Origin of the sequence: Sporomusa acidovorans, assembly GCF_900101845.1 — a bacterium.
In the GTDB taxonomy this organism is placed as follows: domain Bacteria; phylum Bacillota; class Negativicutes; order Sporomusales; family Sporomusaceae; genus Sporomusa; species Sporomusa acidovorans.
This window is the reverse complement of record NZ_FNAM01000002.1, coordinates 225,940-245,078: the sequence shown is the minus strand read 5'-3', so window position 1 is coordinate 245,078 and position 19,139 is coordinate 225,940. Positions and strand designations below refer to the sequence as shown.

14 protein-coding genes, 1 tRNA gene, 1 other RNA gene, 1 riboswitch and 1 other annotated feature are annotated in these 19,139 nt (G+C 46.3%); of the genes, 14 read left to right on the top strand and 2 right to left on the bottom strand.

The features are described from left to right. The first annotated feature begins 1 nt into the window (after position 1). From BLR65_RS03360 to BLR65_RS03350, 3 genes are all read left to right on the top strand, one after another. The gene (locus tag BLR65_RS03360; protein ID WP_093792465.1) at positions 2–1,216 is read left to right on the top strand and encodes an aconitase X catalytic domain-containing protein; all 1,215 of its coding nucleotides are present in this window, start codon (positions 2–4) and stop codon (positions 1,214–1,216) included. Beyond that, positions 1,216–1,626: an aconitase X swivel domain-containing protein gene (locus BLR65_RS03355; protein ID WP_093792463.1), complete on the top strand. Its 411-nt coding sequence runs from the start codon at positions 1,216–1,218 to the stop codon at positions 1,624–1,626. Before BLR65_RS03360 ends, BLR65_RS03355 begins: the two co-directional genes overlap by 1 nt. 75 nt (positions 1,627–1,701) lie before the next feature. Beyond that, the gene (locus BLR65_RS03350; protein WP_093792461.1) at positions 1,702–2,997 is read left to right on the top strand and encodes a nickel-dependent lactate racemase family protein; all 1,296 of its coding nucleotides are present in this window, start codon (positions 1,702–1,704) and stop codon (positions 2,995–2,997) included. Between the two features lie 185 nt (positions 2,998–3,182). On the opposite strand, the gene BLR65_RS03345 is transcribed toward BLR65_RS03350, so the two are convergent. Together BLR65_RS03345 and ilvD are read right to left on the bottom strand one after the other, a co-directional pair. Next, on the bottom strand, positions 3,183–4,115 hold the full coding sequence (locus BLR65_RS03345) for a bile acid:sodium symporter family protein (RefSeq protein WP_093792459.1): 933 nt from the start codon (positions 4,113–4,115) through the stop codon (positions 3,183–3,185). A 9-nt stretch (positions 4,116–4,124) separates the two neighbouring features. Beyond that, on the bottom strand, positions 4,125–5,777 hold the full coding sequence (ilvD, locus tag BLR65_RS03340; RefSeq protein ID WP_093792457.1) for a dihydroxy-acid dehydratase: 1,653 nt from the start codon (positions 5,775–5,777) through the stop codon (positions 4,125–4,127). Positions 5,778–5,830: 53 nt separating this feature from the next. Further along, positions 5,831–6,079: a binding site (T-box leader), on the bottom strand. A gap of 719 nt (positions 6,080–6,798) precedes the next feature. On the opposite strand from ilvD, the gene BLR65_RS03335 reads away from it, so the two are divergent. The 11 genes from BLR65_RS03335 to dnaX all read left to right on the top strand — a co-directional run bounded on the left by BLR65_RS03335 (position 6,799) and on the right by dnaX (position 19,134). Then, a complete protein-coding gene (locus BLR65_RS03335; protein ID WP_093792455.1) occupies positions 6,799–7,896 on the top strand; it encodes an efflux RND transporter periplasmic adaptor subunit in 1,098 nt (365 codons plus the stop codon). A gap of 11 nt (positions 7,897–7,907) precedes the next feature. Further along, positions 7,908–11,030 (top strand): efflux RND transporter permease subunit, encoded by a 3,123-nt coding sequence (locus BLR65_RS03330; RefSeq protein ID WP_093792453.1) that lies wholly within the window; start codon positions 7,908–7,910, stop codon positions 11,028–11,030. Positions 11,031–11,227: 197 nt separating this feature from the next. Further along, the gene (locus BLR65_RS31315) at positions 11,228–11,362 is read left to right on the top strand and encodes a hypothetical protein (protein WP_281241481.1); all 135 of its coding nucleotides are present in this window, start codon (positions 11,228–11,230) and stop codon (positions 11,360–11,362) included. A gap of 449 nt (positions 11,363–11,811) precedes the next feature. Beyond that, complete coding sequence (locus BLR65_RS03325; protein WP_245692352.1) at positions 11,812–12,354, top strand: peptidoglycan recognition protein family protein; 543 nt, start codon at positions 11,812–11,814, stop codon at positions 12,352–12,354. A 211-nt stretch (positions 12,355–12,565) separates the two neighbouring features. Continuing rightward, positions 12,566–13,414: a methyl-accepting chemotaxis protein gene (locus BLR65_RS31310; protein WP_093792449.1), complete on the top strand. Its 849-nt coding sequence runs from the start codon at positions 12,566–12,568 to the stop codon at positions 13,412–13,414. A gap of 184 nt (positions 13,415–13,598) precedes the next feature. Beyond that, positions 13,599–13,721 (top strand): hypothetical protein, encoded by a 123-nt coding sequence (locus BLR65_RS31305; protein WP_281241480.1) that lies wholly within the window; start codon positions 13,599–13,601, stop codon positions 13,719–13,721. A gap of 105 nt (positions 13,722–13,826) precedes the next feature. After that, on the top strand, positions 13,827–14,207 hold the full coding sequence (locus BLR65_RS03315; RefSeq protein WP_093792447.1) for a response regulator: 381 nt from the start codon (positions 13,827–13,829) through the stop codon (positions 14,205–14,207). 259 nt (positions 14,208–14,466) lie between these two features. Further along, positions 14,467–14,605, top strand: a riboswitch (cyclic di-AMP (ydaO/yuaA leader). A 235-nt stretch (positions 14,606–14,840) separates the two neighbouring features. Continuing rightward, a complete protein-coding gene (locus BLR65_RS03310) occupies positions 14,841–16,688 on the top strand; it encodes an APC family permease (RefSeq protein WP_093792445.1) in 1,848 nt (615 codons plus the stop codon). A gap of 222 nt (positions 16,689–16,910) precedes the next feature. Continuing rightward, a tRNA-Ser gene (locus BLR65_RS03305) sits at positions 16,911–17,000 on the top strand. 58 nt (positions 17,001–17,058) lie between these two features. Next, positions 17,059–17,158, top strand: an RNA gene (gene ffs, locus BLR65_RS31675) — signal recognition particle sRNA small type. 218 nt (positions 17,159–17,376) lie between these two features. Continuing rightward, positions 17,377–19,134 (top strand): DNA polymerase III subunit gamma/tau, encoded by a 1,758-nt coding sequence (gene dnaX, locus BLR65_RS03295; protein ID WP_093792443.1) that lies wholly within the window; start codon positions 17,377–17,379, stop codon positions 19,132–19,134. Positions 19,135–19,139 lie beyond the last annotated feature (5 nt).

The window sequence follows — 19,139 nt, the reverse complement described above, 5'->3', positions numbered from 1 at the left end:
AGTGGAACTAACAAAAAGCGAACAAGAGATGCTGGAAGGCAAACATGGCGAAGGCGTTGCTTTGGCTATGAAAGTACAGGTGGCAACAGGTGAAGCTTTCGGCGCAGCGCGTATGGTGCCGATTACGCGAGCACATGTGGCCCTTAGCAATCAGGATGCGGATACATGGTTTGCCGAAAAACTGGCCAAGGCAGGTGCAAAATGTAAAATTGCCCCAACGGTTAATCCGGGGTTTTCCCTTGCCTATTTCTGTGGCCATTGCCAGTCACAGCAAGCAATGACTGCAAAAGATATCGATATGATGCGCAGGACACATAATGCATATAAACAGTTGGGAGCTATTTTAACCTATAACTGCACACCATATCTAGGCAGCAATATCCCTCAATTTAAAGAAATCATAGGTTTTTCAGAATCCAGTGCTACGCCTTATGTAAATTCTGTTTGGGGAGCAAGGAGCAATAGAGAGTCGTCTCTGAGTGCGTTATGTGCCGCAATTACCGGTTTAGTACCGGAGTACGGACTTTTGCTGGATGAAAACCGTAAAGGCGATATCCTGGTTGAAGTACAAGCCGATATGGATAATGATTTTGCGTATCAGATGCTTGGCTATATGGGAAAGAAAATTGGTCCCGGGATACCGGTATTTATTGGTTTAACAAAACGTCCCACTCCGGAAGCATTAATGAATTTAGGGGCACAGCTTAATACGTCGGGGGCTTACGGGATGTATCATATCGTCGGTGTAACACCCGAGGCACCGACAGTGGAAGTAGCGTTTGGCGATAAAGAGCCTGCAAGAAAAGTGGTAATTACTAACCAAGACTTAAGAGAAATCCGGGATGCTATTTCCCATGCACCAGGACGTATCGATTATGCTTTGTTTGGCTGTCCGCATTTCAGTATCAATCAAATACAGCAAGTAGCTAATTTAGTTCAAGGGAAAAAGCTGGCTGTTGATTTATGGATAATGACCTCCGCCAACAATAAGTATCTGGCAGAAAGAATGGGTATTAAAGAAATTATTAATGCAGCAGGCGGAGATATAGTGGAGGAAACCTGCACGGATCAACCATGTTGGCATTTCCTGAAAGGCAAAGTCGGTATTACTGATTCCCCTAAATTAGCGTATTATCCGAAGAAACGAGGCCTGGAATTTGTTATTAGGGATATAGATACCTGTGTTCAAGCTGCATTGAAAGGAGAAGTAGAATAATGAAAGATAAGTTTTTGTGTCATAAACTGTCAGAAGGGGTAGTCGAAGGGGAAGTGCTTATATCCCAAGATGATATTTGCTACTATCTGGTTGACCCGGAAACAGGCAATGTAATTGAGAATGGTCATGATATTGAAGGCCAAAGCGTATCGCAAAAGATAGTAGTATTCCCTAGTGGAAAAGGCAGTTCCGTTGTGCAGGCAGACGGCCTCTACCAGTTATTAATGAAAAACAATGCTCCTAAGGCCATGGTAATTAAAAATCCTGATACCGTGTTGGTTACCAGTGGTATTATTATGGAAGTTCCCATGGTTGATAAAGTGGAAGAGCAATTTTATCAAAGGATAAAAAACGGCGATATCGTCAGAGTAGACGCCAATAATGGTGAAATTATCGTAGTGAGAAATTAGAAAACATCAAGAATACAGTGTTGGCAACACAGCCAACACTGTATTCTTAATAACGATGCTTGGGGTGATAAATAAATGAAACGTAACAGGAGATCAATTGCAATACCGTATGGCAACGAGGCGGCCAGAGCCTCAGTCCCTGCTGATTTAGTAGTTTTTGATGGCATTATGCCTAAAATTCCTTCAATAGTCGACTTAGAAACTGCTGTACTTGAAAAGTTAGATAATCCGCGCGGCTGTAAACCGTTAAAAGCGATGGTGTCCAAAGCAGATAGGATTTTGATCTTAATTGAAGATAATACACGGCAAACACCAGTCAAGCGGATATTACCTGTATTGATTTCCTATCTTAAAAATAACGAAATCAAAACTAATCAAATCGAAATATTAATAGCAACAGGTACGCATCGGGTTATGACTGAAGAAGAAGTAATAGAGAAGGTAGGTTTAGATGTATTTAACAGTTTACAGATTTATCAGCACGATTTTAAGAAAAAAGACGATATTGTCGATCTGGGGACTGTCAACTTAGGAGAGAGTACGATACCGGTTCACGTGAATAAACGGGCCTTGGAAGCGGATTTTATTATAGGGTTAGGTAATATAGTGCCACATTGTGATGCCGGTTATAGTGGAGGCGGCAAAATTGTCCAGCCGGGAATATGCGGTCTGGCAACTACGGCAAGCACGCATATTGCCGGGGCATTGCTGGCAGAGATTCCACTGGGTAATGCGGATAATCCATGCAGGCTGGGAATCGAGAAGGTAGCGCAGCGGGTTGGCTTGCGTTTCATTATCAATACTGTTATGAATGCCAATCAGGAAGTTGTGGCTGTGGTGGCCGGTGACTTTGTAAAGGCACATCGCGAGGGGAGTAAAATAGCTGCAAACGTTTATGGCGTAGATATTCCGGTGTTAGCAGATATAACAATCGTGAGTTCACACCCGTGCAATATTGATTATTGGCAAGCTATGAAGGGACTGGTTTCAGCTTATTTTACCGTTAAAAGCGGGGGATATATAATCTTTGTCTCACCGTGTTACGAAGGACTTGAGCATAATCATCCCCAGCTAAGAGAATGGTTAAGATATTCTTATAGTGAAAGTTGCAATTTAGCAAGACAGACATCTTTGGGCGATGAAAGCGCGGATTTGGTGGCGGCTGATATTGCTATTTGCAATGCTAGAATTCGGGAGAAAGCAAATATTTTGATTGTAAGTGAAGGGTTAACTAAGGAAGATATTGCTGTCCTGGGCTACGAAAAATTTGACACGCTTCAAGCCGCAATAGACTATGCATTACGCGAAATTCCTAATGGAAAGATAGGAATCTTGCCGCGGGGAGGGGATTGTTTGCCAATAAAACGGTGACAAAAGCTTGCTATCCAATTTTGAGTGGACAATTAAGTGTGTAAGTTCGATAAAACGTATATACTTTACGGATATTTTGCCAGCAAACTAAAAACCAGCCTCTAATAAGGCTGGTTTTTAGTTTGCTTCATGACATTTTTTCGTTCTTTTAATTGGTCGGCTTTAGGTAAAACATTGCCGGAGAGTCAATCTTTGTCTTCCTTTGCCGCCCAGTAGCCGGCTAACAGAGAGCCGGAGAAATTGTGCCATACGCTGAAGATTGCCCCGGGAATTGCGGCAATTGGATCGAGATGAGCAATGGCCAGTGCCACGGCCAGACCGGAATTCTCCATGCCGATCTCAAAGGAGATCGCCTTTCCTTTCTTATGATTCATGCCTACGGCCCGGGAAGCGCCATAGCCGATTCCCAGTCCCAAAGCGTTATGCAGGATTACCGCAATGAAGGCGATGACTGCCACGGTAGCCAACTTCGCCGCGCTAAGGGCCACGACTATCGAGATGATGGCGATAATCGATACAACAGAAACCAGGGGAATGACTTTTGTTACTTTATCCACAAAGTCTGAGGCTACTGTCCGGATGATAATCCCTAATGCGACCGGTAGGATTACGATTTTAAGAATATCCACCAGCAAGGCTTCGGCCTTGATCGGTATTAAAGTACCGGCCAGCAGCAAAAAGATGTAGGGCGTTAAAATCGGCGCCAATACCGTATTGATACTGGAAACCGTAACCGAAAGGGCTGTATCGCCTTTAGCGATAAAGGTCATTACATTGGAAGCCGTACCGCTGGGGCAGCAGCCAACTAAAATCAGACCGGCCGCCAACAGCGGCGGAAGCCCTAACAGTTTTCCCACACCAAAAGCGACTAGGGGCATAATGAGATAGCGAAAGACAACGCCGCAAAGAACATCCTTCGGCCGGGTAAGCACCAGCTTAAAATCATTCAGGGTCATAGTTAGTCCCATTCCCAGCATGATAAGGCCAAGAAGATAGGTGATCCAGCTTCCATAGCCGCTAAAGAGGGCTGGGTAGAAAAAGGCTATGACGGCAAATAGGATGACCCATACAGGAAAAAAACGGGTGATGAACTTCGCTATTTTTTCAACTGTTTCCATATGTTCCTCCTACTTCAGGACAGCACCGGTATTGGCGGATGTGACTAACTTGGCGTAACGGGCCAGATAGCCGCCGGTGACTTTGGGTTTTGGCTGCGACCAGGCGGCTTTCCGTTTCGCCAGTTCTTCGTCACTGACCTTTAATTCTAGTTTGCGACCGGGAACATCGATTAAAATACGGTCCCCGTCTTCAATCAGGCCAATCGGCCCGCCTTCCATCGCTTCCGGAGAAATATGGCCGACGCAGGCGCCGCGGCTGGCTCCGCTGAAGCGTCCGTCGGTTAATAAACCGACTTTCAATCCCATTCCGGTAATTACGGCCGTTGGGTTCAGCATTTCTCTCATCCCCGGTCCGCCTTTCGGCCCTTCATAACGAATGACAACTACATCACCGTCGTGAATTTGTTTGTCGGTAATGGCTTCAATCGCTGCTTCTTCTGAATCAAATACTTTGGCTTTCCCTTCATAGACCAGCATGTCTTCGGCTACGGCGCTCTCTTTGATGACCGAGCCGCCAGGCGCCAGATTGCCGGTGAGAATCGCAATCCCACCCTTATTGCGGTAAGGCGCCTCCACGCTGCGAATAACATCCGGGCGGGTAATGGCCGCGTCCTGCAGCCGTTCTTGAACTGTGCCGCTGACCGTCAGGACATCAGTATGGATTACACCCAGTTTTGTCAGTTCCTTCATAACCGCCGAAATACCGCCGGCTTCATTCAAATCTTGCAAGTGGTGGGAGCCGCCAGGGCTCATTTTAGTAATATAAGCGGTTTTTGCGCTGATTTCGTCAAATTTAGTTAAAGGCAAGTCCAACCCTGCCTCATAGGCGATGGCCGGCAGATGCAGCACGGTATTGGTTGAACCGCCGGTAGCCATATCGACAGCAACGGCGTTTTCAAAGGCCTTCATTGTCATGATATCCCGGGGCTTGATGTCCTTTTTGACCAGTTCGACAACCAAGCCTCCAGCCTGCTTGGCAAGCATCCGGCGCGCGCCGAAGTAGGCTGCCGGGATGGTGCCGTTGCCGGGAAGGCCCATGCCGAGAGCTTCCGTCAGGCAGTTCATGGTATTGGCGGTAAACAGTCCTGCGCAGGAGCCGCAGCCGGGACAGGCCGATTTCTCCATAGCATCCAGTTCTGCTGCGTCAATTTTGCCGGCTTCAAACAGTCCGGCTGCTTCAAACATGGTACTGACACTGATGTCTTTTCCCTTGTAGCGGCCGGCCATCATCGGTCCGCCACTGACGACAACACTTGGGATGTTGAGGCGAGCGGCCGCCATCAACATACCGGGAACGATTTTGTCGCAGTTGGGGATAAGCACCAATCCGTCGAAGCCGTGAGCGATTGCCATGGCTTCAATGGAGTCGGCGATCAGTTCTCTGCTGGCCAGGGGGTATTTCATCCCTTCGTGGCCCATGGCAATGCCGTCGCAAATACCGATCGATGGGAATTCGACAGGCGTTCCGCCGCCGGCAGCCACTCCCATTTTTACCGCATCGGCAATTTGGCGCAGATGGATATGACCGGGAATGATTTCATTGAAAGCATTGACTACGCCGATTAGTGGCTTCTCCAGGTCTTCCGGTGTGTACCCCATAGCGTAAAATAATGAGCGATGGGCTGTTCTGGTGGATCCCTTTTTTACAATGTCACTGCGCATTTATGCATCCTCCTTATTATTAATAAAACCTCTTAGCCCTTAAGTCAAAGACCTAAAGGGATAAGAGGTTCTTCTTACGGTACCACCCTTTTTCGCAGGCGAAACTGCCTGCATCTCGTCAGGTCGATAATAACCCTAGCAAGGTAACGGTTGCGCTCACAGTGAGCCGAATCCGGCGCAGCTTACTATTTTCAGCTTTGCAGTTCAGGAGTGATCAGCTTGTATAATTCCATTACCGGTTCACACCAGCCACCGGTTCTCTGAAATGGCAGTTATCCAAATATCTCCATCATTACTTTTGAATATTGTATTCATTTATATAAATTTGTATTTAGTATAGGGCTAACGATGACAGTTGTCAATAGGTAATTTTCGTGCTTTAACATAGGAAAATCCCATCTCGGGAGTCATTAGTCGGAGAAGGGATTGTTCGGCACCCGATTTACCAACTGCTCGGCTGAATTTATTGATGGATTTTTTTCCCATCAATAAAGGTTTCTGGCAAAGTTTATAGAAACAATTATTTATTCAAATTGAGGGGATGATTTTATGAATCAGGCATTCAAATTTATAAGGGTATTATCTTATGTATTTTTAAGAATCATCACCCGTTTTCGGCGACCAAAGAAAAAGGCTAATGAGATCATAAATGTAAAATATGCCGTCTATAAGAAAGCCAGCTAAGCATCTGCGTCCCTGGGATAGAGTGATGGAGTGTCCGAGCGAGTTATAAAATGTACTATTAGCGCCTAAGGGCGCTTTTTTTCTTGCTTAGAAATACCTAGCGGAGCTTGACGATCAGTGGTTAAATATTCCATATGCAATCTAAAGAAAATCAAAAGTTCACAAATTATACTGAGCAAAAAGCGACTGGATGTAATAGTAGCGATACTTATCTAGTATGGAGTAAGACGCGATGCAGCCTGTCCGCATTTGGCATTGTCTTTGCTATCTGCGCGCCGGTAGACGCGTAAATAGCAAATTAATACTGTAATTGAGTAAGGCGAAGGAGAGGGTATTAATGAAAGGGTTCAAACTAAAATATTGGATTATTCCAGTTGTAGTCTTTATCGCAGTGACGTTAGCATTTCGCAGTGGCGCCTTCTCCGGCAGCAAGAACCAGCCGGCAACCGGTACTATAGGTGTTAATGTCAAGGTTGCCGCAGCACAATTTGTCAATACGGTCCCTAAACTACTGTTGAACGGTTCTATCGAGGGACAAACAACCGCAACTATCAGTGCCAAGATTGCGGGGCGTATTGAACAAGTTATGGTTCAGGAAGGACAGCAGGTAAAGATGGGCGACCCGTTAGTTAAGCTAGAAAGTGTTGAATTGTCGAATTCGGTACGTGCAGCCCAGGATGCGGTTGTTAAAGCTCAGGTCAATTACGATTTGGCAATGACGGATTATAATCGTTATCAAAAATTATATTCGGTAGGTGCGGTATCAGAGCAAGCATTTGATAGCGCCGCCGCTAAAGTGAAAACAGCCCAAGCCGATTTATCAAGTGCCACTGCCAGTCAAAATAGTGCCCAGCAGCAGTATGGTTACGGTATCATTACCGCCCCTGTTGACGGTGTTGTATCCAACGTAACCGCTACAATCGGCCAGGTTGTCTCGCCGGGTGCGGCACTTATGGCGGTACAGGATATTAATCAAGTCTATGCCGTTGTCAATATTGAGCAAAAAGATCTTGGCCTGGTGAAAATCGGCCAGCCGGCGGATGTAACTGTGGATGCTTACGGCGATAGAGTATTTGCCGGGACTGTAGATCTTATGAATCCCGAAGCCGGCACAGCAAACCGGATGTTTCGCACCAAAATTAAGATAGACAATGCTGACAATTCCCTAAAAGCCGGCATGTTTGCCAAAATACAACTGGCTTTGGGGGAGGCTAAACAGGTACTGACAGTACCGCAGGCGGCTGTTATTCAAAAGCAAGGCCTTTACTATGTATTTACAGCTGAAAATAATAAAGCCATACGGCGCCAGGTTACTATCGGCAAGGTGAATGGCGACAGTATTCAGGTCAATTCCGGCCTGCAGCCTGGCGAGCAGGTCATCATCAGCAACGTAAGCCAATTAAAAGACGGCGACGCAGTTAAAATAGCAGAGTAGGTGAAAAAGCCATGAAAATAACCGAGATTAGCTTAAAGCGTCCGGTATTTGCAACAGTGACAATTTTGGCGCTCGTTGTTTTAGGCTTATTCAGCTACATCAACTTGAATGTGGATGAATACCCTAACGTTGAGATTCCGGTTGTCGCAGTTACCGTCACTTATCCCGGGGCGTCCCCGGAACAGGTGGAAACCAAGGTCACCCAGAAGATTGAAGATACGGTTAGCGTTATACCGGGCGTTGACCACATTACTTCATCGGTACAAGAAGGCGTATCCAGGACTGTCATTCAGTTTACCATGGAAACAAACCCGGCGACTGCCGCTCAGGACGTACGCGACAAATTAGGCCGCATCCAGGGCAGTCTGCCGGATGACGCTGATACGCCGGTAATTTCCCGGTTTGACCCCTCTGATACAGCCGTTGCCTCGGTGGCTCTTACCGGCAATGTCAGTCCGCGCGAACTCACCATTATTGCCAATGACGTTATCGCCAAAAGGCTGGAGGCGATTGACGGAGTTGCGGCCGTCAATGTGCAGGGCGGCATTGAGCGCGAGATTAAAATTAATATGGACAGCGACAAGCTTGCTGCTTATAACCTGACTATTTCTGAGATCACCAATAGTCTGCGCAATGAGAATATGGATACTCCAGGTGGTATGGTAACAGATGGCAAGCGTCAAACAAATTTGCGCTCAGTCGGTTCTCTTTCCTCACCGCAACAGTTCCTGGATCTGCCGATTGCGCAAAGAAACGGCGTGCAACTGTTTGTACACAATATCGCAACCGTTGAGGATTCGACCAAAGAGGTTACCTCCATTAGTAAATTAAATGACAGCACGGCTGTCGGACTTGATGTCATGAAGCAATCAGGCAGCAATACGGTGCAAGTTGTTGACAATGTAAAAAAAGAATTGGCAAGCATTCAAAAGGAATTACCGTCCGGGGTTCAGATGACACTGGTAAGAGACAATTCGAAAAATATCAACGACTCCATTCATGACGTGTTGTTTAACCTGGTACTGGGCGGCCTTTTGGCTGTCGCCATTGTTTTCTTATTTTTAGGCAACTGGCGCAGTACAATTATTGCCGCAATTGCCATTCCGACGTCAATTATCACGTCATTTTTGGCGATGAAGGCGCTCAACTTTACGCTCAATACCATGTCGCTGCTGGCCTTATCCTTAGCGGTTGGCCTGTTAATTGACGACGCGATCGTGGTCATTGAAAATATTGTCCGCCATTTGGAAATGGGTAAAAGTAAATATGATGCCGCCGCCGAAGGTACGGCCGAAATCGGCTTGGCGGTTACGGCTACGACCCTTACGCTTGTCGCCGTATTCCTGCCGGTAGGCATGATGACAGGCATTGTCGGTCAGTTCTTTAAACAATTTGGTATTACGGTTGCGGTCAGTGTTCTGGTCTCCTTATTTGTGGCCTTTACGCTTACCCCGATGCTGTCTTCTAAATATCTGTCACGCGGGTCTGCCGGTGAGTCGACAAGCAAATTTGCAAGAATCTGGACAGGGTGGAACCATAAATTTGACTATTGGACCGGGCGGTACGGTGATTTCCTCAAATATGCTCTGGGGCATCGCGGCAAAGTCATAATTATAACAGTTGGACTATTTTTCGGTAGTCTGACGTTAATACCCTTACTTGGCTCGACGTTTGTTCCGGACGCGGACAGCGGCGAAATTACGGTATCGGCCACGGTTGATCCGGGTATGACGCCGCAGGCTGTTGGTGAAATCGCCGACCATATTTCCCAAATTATTCGCGGCGTACCGCAAGTCACGATGACCTATAGTACGGCCGATATCAACAATATTAATATCCTGGCCGAGCTGACGCCGAAAAGTAACCGTAAAGTAAGCGATAATCAAATTATTGCCGAACTGCGCCAAAAGTTAAACGACATACCCGGTGTGCAAATCAGTGTTTCGAAAAAATCCGGTATGTCAGGCGGCAAGCCGTTCTCGCTTGTTATCCAGGGAACATCGCTGGATAAACTGGCCGAGATCTCCGATCAGGTTGCGCAATTAGTGGCTTCCACACCGGGAGCGGTAGACGTATCGTCAAGTTATACGGCCGGCAGTCCTGACGTCCAGATTGCCGTAAACAGAGATAAGGCCTCTGATCTGGGTGTTTCCACAGCCAATATTGCCAACACACTACAAACGATGTTTAATGGAACGGTCGTAACGCAGTTTAGAGACGAAACAGATTCCTACGATGTGCGCCTTATTTTGGCGCCCGGCGACCGTAAGAACCTGACAGACGTCAATAATATTTTCCTGGCCGGCAGTAACCGGGGGCAAGACGGGCAAACCGTCATGGTGCCTATGTCGCAAGTTACCAGTACCGTTTATGCTACCAGCCCGAGCCTGATTAAACGCTATGACCGACAGGAGCAAATTACCATATCGGCAAACTTGAATGGTACTACACTGGGGCAGTTCAACACCGACCTTAATGCCAAACTGGCGCAGGTTAAGCTGCCGGATGGTTATAAATTTGTTAAAACCGGACAGTCCCAGCAAATGACCGATGCCTTTACCGGCATTATTATGGCGCTGGCAATGGCGGTGCTGTTTATCTTCTTTGTGCTGGCTGCCCAGTTTGAAAGTTATATCGACCCGTTTGCCATTATGCTGTCGCTGCCGCTGGCCATTATCGGCGCGATACTGGGGCTGTTAGTTGCGAAGAGCCAGCTTAGCATGATGTCGCTTATCGGCATTATCATGCTGATGGGTTTGGTAACCAAAAATGCTATTTTGCTCGTGGATTTTGCCAAACAGCGTATGGAGCAAGGCCATGAACGCAACCAGGCGCTGGTCGATGCCGCCATTGTCAGAATGCGGCCGATTCTTATGACAACCACGGCGATGATTTTCGGGATGATACCGCTGGCCTTAGGTATCGGGCCGGGAGCAGAAGCACGGGCGCCAATGGCTCATGCTATTATCGGCGGCTTGATTACGTCAACCATATTGACGCTGGTGGTCGTACCGGTTGTGTATACCTTGCTGGATGACGTTAGAAAAGGGAAAATTACGGTAAAAGCTTCGCTGCCGTCCGTTTTAGGCTGGCTAAAACGGAAGAAAGGCAGTTTGAAGGAGGAAGTACGCTAACAACAGGGAGTGTTTCGGGCGAGATGATAAGCTAGCCCGAAGCCTCCCTGTTGTTGATTCCTGTCAGTTATCACCCTGCGATTTTTTACCGGTCGAATCACAAATTTTCATAATCCGGCAGCAACGTACGCCGGGTGCGGGATAAACAGGACTCTTAGTAAATATAATAACAATAAAAATGAGAAAGGGTGAAAAACATGGAAAATCAGGACGAATCCCAAACACATGCTGACTTAGATAATTTAGAAAAGCACGATGTAGCCTTGAATAATTTGGATGAAAAGGAACGACTCAGTGTTGCTATGTCAAGTTACTATATATTGTATCGCTAATTTTCTGGCTGTTTTTAGGTGTTGCTAAACCTGAACTTGCTTATATATATCGTGATCTGTCAAGAGGCATAGTTTTACAACCATTCATTGCCCTGTGGATAATGTCGCCAAGGGCTATTGAATGGTTTTTTAATTGTCGAACCGCCTAACGACAACAAAAAACCAGACCTTACCGGTCTGGCGTCAACATACAGATAAACCAGATGAGCAGCACTGTTCCCGCGGGGATAGCCGCCAGATAACTTACTGTTAACAAAATATCATGAGTCATAGCAATCCCCCGGTACATTCTATGCGGGGAAATGATGACTAAGAACAGAACCGGCTGGCAATATGCGGATAATTTTATTACTGGCAGATTGATTTTGGCAGAGCGAAAGAATATACATAACAGGAGGATACACAAAAAATGCTTTTTTAAAATACCATAAAGCAGGAGGCGATTGAAAGTGAAGCAAGTTACATTAAGACAATTAAAACAGCTTGCACTAAACAGCAAAGCTGCTATTTGGGCTGAAGCCCAGTCGGCAGAGCGTGATGTCAAACTGTATCTGCATTGGTCGGCAGGGCATTATGGCCAGTTTTTTGCTGACTATCATATTAATATTGATGAAGATGGCAGCATTTATGTCAGCACCGAGAACTTTGCCGAGATTAAGGCGCATACATGGCACCGAAATACGGGGGCAATCGGCATAGCCTTAGCCTGTTGTTATGCGGCGAATCCTGATGACCTGGGCCCGGAACCGCCTACAAAATTACAGATTGAAGCGATGGCACAGACAGTGGCTGTGTTATGTAAAGCATTAGATCTAACAATTGATGGTGAGCGCGTCATGACGCATGCAGAGGCAGCCGATCTTGACGACTATGGGCCGAAAACGACATGTGAACGATGGGATTTATGGCTTCTGCCAGGAACGAAAAAGGGCGAAGGTGGAAATTTGATTCGGGGCAAGGCCATTTGGTATCAGCAAAACGGCATAGGTTAAAAAGTTCTAACTAAGTTATAGTTCAAAGTAGGGATAGTAAAGCTTGTCTCACAGTAGAGATGGGTTTGCATAGGACATAACCATGGTGGCCATAGATAACCCGAAGTGTAACTAGTTTACTGTCGATTTCCCCGATTTTACACGCGAAGGATAGAGGATATTGGAGAAAAATAGCGAAACAATCATCATAAATGTAAAAAGGGGAGTGTCTATGGATAACGAAAATAAACCTCAGTCGAATGAGGCTATTCTGGCAGCGTTTAAACTTGTGCTTCCTTATTTTAATAAAATCGTGCGAGAAGATATGGCCGTTGGTCTTACGGATTTGAAGGAATACATTGCCTACCACCGTGCTAAAGAATATGAATTAGATCTTCCGGCCGGGAAACCAATAAAGGGGATCAGTACGATCGAAGAATGTATTTGTACAGGCAAAGAAACGTACGCTGATATTCCGCCTGAGGTTTATGGACGCACGATAAAAACGATATTTACTCCTATTTACGGGGTGAATCATGAAATTATCGGAACTCTGAGCTCCGGTATTGATTTGAAACATAGTCTTGAACTGGTAACAAATACGGAAGAATTGGCGGCTGCGACCAATCAGGCTGCGGAAAGTGTTCGTCAGATAGCCCAAAGTGCAGGGGAATTGGCGGCTGCCAGTCAGCATGTACTTCAGTTATCTAAAGATTTATCCGAGAAAAATAAGCATTCTACAGAAATCCTGGAATTTATTAAAAACATAGCTGCCCAAACAAATTTACTAGGCTTGAATGCGGCCATAGAGGCCGCCAGGGCGGGTGAATTGGGCAGAGGTTTTGCTGTTGTTGCCGAAGAAGTCAGAAAATTGGCCGATCAGTCCCAGGAGGCTACCAAAAATATTCAAACTTCTCTGCAGGAAATGAATAAAGCTGTGGCAGAACTGAACAAGTCGGTAGAGGCTACAGGGGCAATCAGTCAGGAGCAGGCGGCGACAACCGAAGAAATAACCGCTGTTTTGGAACGCATTAATGCCAACGCAAAAATATTGGAGAAGTACGTAGAACGTTATAAGTAACTAAGCAGAAAGACCGCCGCCTATCCTTCCGGGTAGGCGGTTTTTGTGTGCCTGTAAAAAAATTCTAAACAAATTCTAAAGAGGACCGATTATAATTAGATTAACAAGGGTGGTATAGCATGCGGGTAAACAAAGTATAAATTTTTTGATAGGAATAAATAATTTTTTGATAGGAGCGAGTAGAATGTTAGCGGGACATGAAATAATAAGCGAACAGTTACGCAAACCGCAGGGGCGCACTTGGCCTCTTAAAGGGAGTTTCGCGGTTTTTGCCGGTATTGTATATGTGCTGTTATTGCTGGTGTAGTAAAGCATTTCCGCAGGTAGCTTTTCTTTTGGTTAAAGGCTATTGAAGTTTTGCCAGGTCTATTCTATACTGATTACATAATACCTTGGGGGAAGGTGGGATACCGTGCGTGCGTTAGTTGTCGATGATTCTAAAGTCAGCCGGGAATTAATTATCTCTCATTTGCGGGAAATCGGCGTGGACACGATTGATGAGGCTGGTGACGGTTTTGAGGCTATCGGTAAAATTAAAAAGTTACCACCTGGTATAAAGTATGATGTTATAACGTTAGATGTTGTTATGCCCAAAAAGGCCGGCCTTGAAGCACTGAAGGATATAAAACTGTTAGCCCCTGACTCTAAGGTAGTTATCTGTAGTTCGAATAATGATGTCCAGACAGTACGGGTCGCCATCGGCTTCGGTGTCGACGGCTTTGTTGTAAAACCATTTACCAAACAAAAGTTTCTTGAGGCCCTTTGGCGTAGTTTGACGGTGGGAAAAAAATAAAAGTCATATCCATATCCTGCAGCTACATGCTGCAGGATATTTTTTATGTCCATTGGGGAGACTAAGAAAGAGATTATGATGCGTCATATTGTATGTCTCATACGAATGAGACAGTGAGCTAATTGATGCAAAACCACGCTGGACTACGAGCGGGTCATGCAATAGGGTTTTGTGCCTTTTAACGAGATCAGGAAAGAATTCTGCAGGTATAATGATACTTTATGTCTAATCGGAAAAGAAGTAAGATATCACTGATACAAATAATATAAGGCCGAGTTCCCTATTGGAAGCGGAGGAACCACATTTTGGGGTTAATTTTGCCAACAGGCAAAAGGGATGTTTTTTTCTCTTGTCATCCTACCCGTCAGCTAACTTCGTAGGCTAAAGCAAGGGTCGAAAAGACCGGCAGGTCTTTTTTCTTTTATAAAAATTTGAATAACCGGGAAAGATGCAGCGGAAGTTCGGACTTTACGGGGCATATTTTTTGGTGAAAAAGCAAGCGTGGCAGACAGGGATGCACAGACAATCTGGGTAACTTGTAAGCCGATGCGAAGCAGGGGTTAGGTGCACCTAACTCTATTTCGTATCGGTTTTTTCACGTTAAAAATGAATACTGAAATTGGAGGCGCTATTATGATGCGCGTACTTCGCCGGTTACTTATCGGCAAGCCACTTCACAATCGGGAATTGGCGCATGAAAAACTCCCTAAGTGGAAAGCATTGTCCATATTTTCTTCAGATGCTCTTTCGTCCGTTGCCTATGGGCCGGAGCAAATTATGCTGACTTTGGTTGCTGTTCCGGGATTGGTGGCTTACGGATTTATGGCACCGGTGGCCATCTTTATCCTGTTCCTGTTAGCTATTGTAGTATTGTCTTATGTCCAGGTTGCCAAGGCAAATCCCGGGGGGGGCGGTGCTTATGCCGTAGCCAAGAGAAATTTGGGCGAGATGCCTGCCCTGGTGGCTGCAGGCTCAGTCTTTGCCGATTATGTATTAACGGCCGCTGTAAGCGTTTCGGCAGGTACGGCTGCCATTATTTCCGCTTTTCCTGCGTTGAGCGGGAGTGAAGTGACTATTGATGTACTTGTGCTTTTTGGCATCCTCATGCTGGTAAATCTGCGAGGCGTGCGGGAATCTTCCAACGCTTTCGTTATACCTACGTATGCTTTTTTGTTTGGTGTCATTGTTTTGATTTTAACAGGAATTTGGAAAGCGTTTACGGCATCTTCCTTTTTACTGCCGCCCGAGTCATTAGCTCGCCAGCAGCTTGATTGGGCCATGATATTTATTATTTTACGCGCTTTTGCCAATGGCTGTAGTTCGATGACCGGTGTCGAGGCGATTGCTGACAGTGTGCCGATGTTCCGGCAGCCTGAGGCCCGCAATGCCACAATTACGACCTATTGGATGGCAGGCATTTTGGGCTTTATGTTCATGGGTATTACTTTTCTGGTTATGCATTATCATTTAATGCCGTTGTCTGAAGTCACGGCCATGTCCCAGTTGGCAGAGCAGATTTTTGGCCGTTCGGTTGTCTATTATTATATTCAGATTACGACCATGTTGGTGCTGTATTTAGCTGCCAATACCGCTTATAATGGTTTGCCGGTGCTGCTTTCGATTGTCGCTAAGGATGGCTATATGCCACGTTACCTGGCGACCCGTGGTGAACGGCTGACATTTTCAAATGGTATTATATTACTTACAGTTGCGGCCGCTTCGCTCATTGTCGTGTTTCAGGGAAATACGGAACATCTTATTTCTTTGTATGCGATCGGTGTTTTTATCTCATTCACCATTGCGCAATCCAGTATGGTAATACATTGGAACCGGGAACGGGGTAACGGTTGGCAGATCAGGGCTTTATTAAATGGCCTTGGTGCAGCGACTACCGGCTTAGTTGTTGTGATCATTACCGTAACAAAATTTCTCTATGGCGCCTGGATTATCTTGTTGTTCATTCCGATTATGATCTATATATTCAAAGCTATTAAGGCCCACTATAATTCTCTGGCCAATCAATTGCATTTGCCGGAGGAATGCTATGAAAAAGGTGCCGCCACTTTTCCTGAGGGAAAACATATTGTTATCGTACCGGTATCCACACCAACCCGTGTTGTTTATGAAACTATTAAATACGCTAAAACAATTGGTGATAATATCCTGGCTGTGCATGTGTCTGATAATGAGGAAATGACGGCAAAAGTAATGGAAAAATGGAAATTATGGGACCCGGGAGTGGAATTGGTGGTTATCCGTTCGCCTTATCGGTTACTGATGCGGCCACTGCTGCATTTTATCGAAAAGAAGACCCGGGAAAAGGGGCCGGATGATTATATCACAGTCATTATTCCGGAGTTTGAGACCAGAAAATCCTGGCACCGCCTGCTGCATAATCAGACGGGCTGGTTTTTGCGCAACACCCTTATTTGGAAGGAAAACGTTATTGTAACGACCGTACCGTATCATTTGAAAGAATAGTATAAGGCCTTCCGGAACTTACGTCCCGGAAGGCCTTATTAGCTGTTAAATGGCAATGTAATGTTTTGCTTGCAATAACTTGACAAGCCTCTTGTGACTAGTTATAATAGAGCAGTGTCATAAGTACTGAACGATGTAACCACAAATCGCGCCTATTAGCAACAATTACCGGTTGCATTGTATAATCAAATAAGTTATAATTATGTTCTGTTGAGAGCACCTGGAGAGATGTCCGAGTGGTTGAAGGAGCACGCCTGGAAAGCGTGTGTATTCGAAAGGGTACCGAGGGTTCGAATCCCTCTCTCTCCGCCATTAAAATAAGAATTAAAGTCGGCTACGGCTTTTTGTTTTCTAGGCCGGGCTATAGCAGTGCCGGGTCTTGCGCAATAGGAACTCATGAATCGCGTCAGGTCCGGAAGGAAGCAGCGCTAAGTGATCATTCCTATGTGCCGCAGGGGTGCCTGGTATCTGCTATGGTCCGTTCTAGCAAACAAGTCCGTAGCAAGTTTGCTAAAATTAGATAACCTTCATCAAAGTAGCCAGGGCAACTAAGCAGGCTGCTTTTTTATTATTAATTATTTTCTTTAAAAAGGGAAATATTTTACTGGTGTGGAATAATAAACGAACTATATCTTTCCGGTGTAGTTCATTCGTTTGATGAAGCATTGGCAGGACAGGGGGTATGGGAATGGCCTATGTAGCTTTATACCGGAAGTGGCGGCCGCAGGATTTTGACAATCTTGTTGGTCAGGAGCATATCAGCCTTACTTTGAAAAATGCCATTACTACCGGCAAGATTGCCCATGCTTATTTATTTGCCGGGCCGCGTGGTACAGGTAAGACCAGTACTGCCAAGATTCTGGCCAAGGCGCTTAATTGTCAGCAAGGTCCTACTGTAAATCCTTGCAACAATTGTTCCAATTGTGATAAAATTACCGCTGGTACGTCAATGGACGTTTTTGAAATTGATGCCGCTTCCAACCGGGGAATTGACGAGATCCGTGAGCTCAGGGAAACTGTTAAATTTGCACCTGTTGACGGTCGTTATAAGGTGTATATTATTGATGAAGTGCATATGCTGACAACAGAAGCCTTTAACGCCCTGCTGAAAACCCTTGAGGAACCGCCGGCACATGTGGTATTTGTACTGGCGACGACAGAGCCGCATAAGATCCCGGCAACGATTCATTCGCGCTGCCAGCGTTACGATTTTCGGCGAATTGCAACCAAGGAGATTGAACAGCGGTTAGCCAGTGTGGCCACGCAGAGCAATCTTAAGGTTGACGGGGAAGCATTGCGGCTGATTGCGGTGCAAGCGGACGGTGGTATGCGGGATGCTCTTAGTATCTTGGACCAGTGCGCCACATTGGACAGCGGCGATACGATAACAGCGGAACATGTGCGGCAGTTATTAGGCTTGATTGGGCACGAATGGGTATGGCAGCTTATGGATGCTATTGCCGAACGTGATGCCCATACTGTATTATTGAAGCTGGATGAACTGATTTGTCTGGGTAAAGATGTTCGGCAGTTTTTGTTGGAGATGGCGCTGCATGCCCGCAGTCTGATGCTGTATAAAGCAGCGCCTTCCATTGATACGATTGAAGTGTATAGTGAGGATAGAAAGATACTGGCCGCGCAAAGTGCCAAGTTCAGCCACCAGGAACTGGTGAAGATGCTGGAGGTGTTGCACCATGCAGCCAATGAGACCAAGTGGGCTGCCGAGCCACGCATCGCGGTGGAGATGGCGCTGATTACCTTATGCCGCCGGGAAGCCGGCAGTGATGTTGCCGGTTTGCTTGAACGGGTTGCCGCACTGGAGGCCAAACTTGCCAGTCTGACAATATCCTCCACCGGAGTTAACCCCAGCGTGAGTGCCCGGCATGCGGTTCCAGTCCAGCCGCCGGTTGGCGAACCGTCTAGTCCGGTAATTCAACAGCCTCGTGAGGGGCAGCCGGCGCAGACAACACCTGTTGTGCGGCCGTCTGTACCTGAGACTAAAGCCGCTCCCGGAGAAGTTCTCGCGGCGCAGCCTGAACAGGAAGGCGCCACGCCGACAACTGATCTTAAAGAAGTTTGGACGGCTGTGCTCAAGGAACTGTTAGCCCATGGCAAACGGTCGGTGCATGCTTGTGTAATGCAGGGCCATTTAGCCGCTCTAACAGATAAACAGGCGACTGTTCGTTTTGCGGCAACTTTCCCCAAGGAGCGTACCGAGAAAGACGATTACCGGGCGATTGTGGAAAAAACACTGGCACAGATCTCAGGACATCAGGTAAGGCTTATTTGTGCATTAGACTCGGATACACCTACTGTTAAACCGTCAGTACCGGCGAACCCGGCACAACCGGCTTCCGAAGCGCTGACAGAGGATGAGCTTAATCATCCGGTAATCAAACAGGCGCAAATGATGTTTGGCGGAAAAGTAGTTAAGATAGATGATTAAATTTA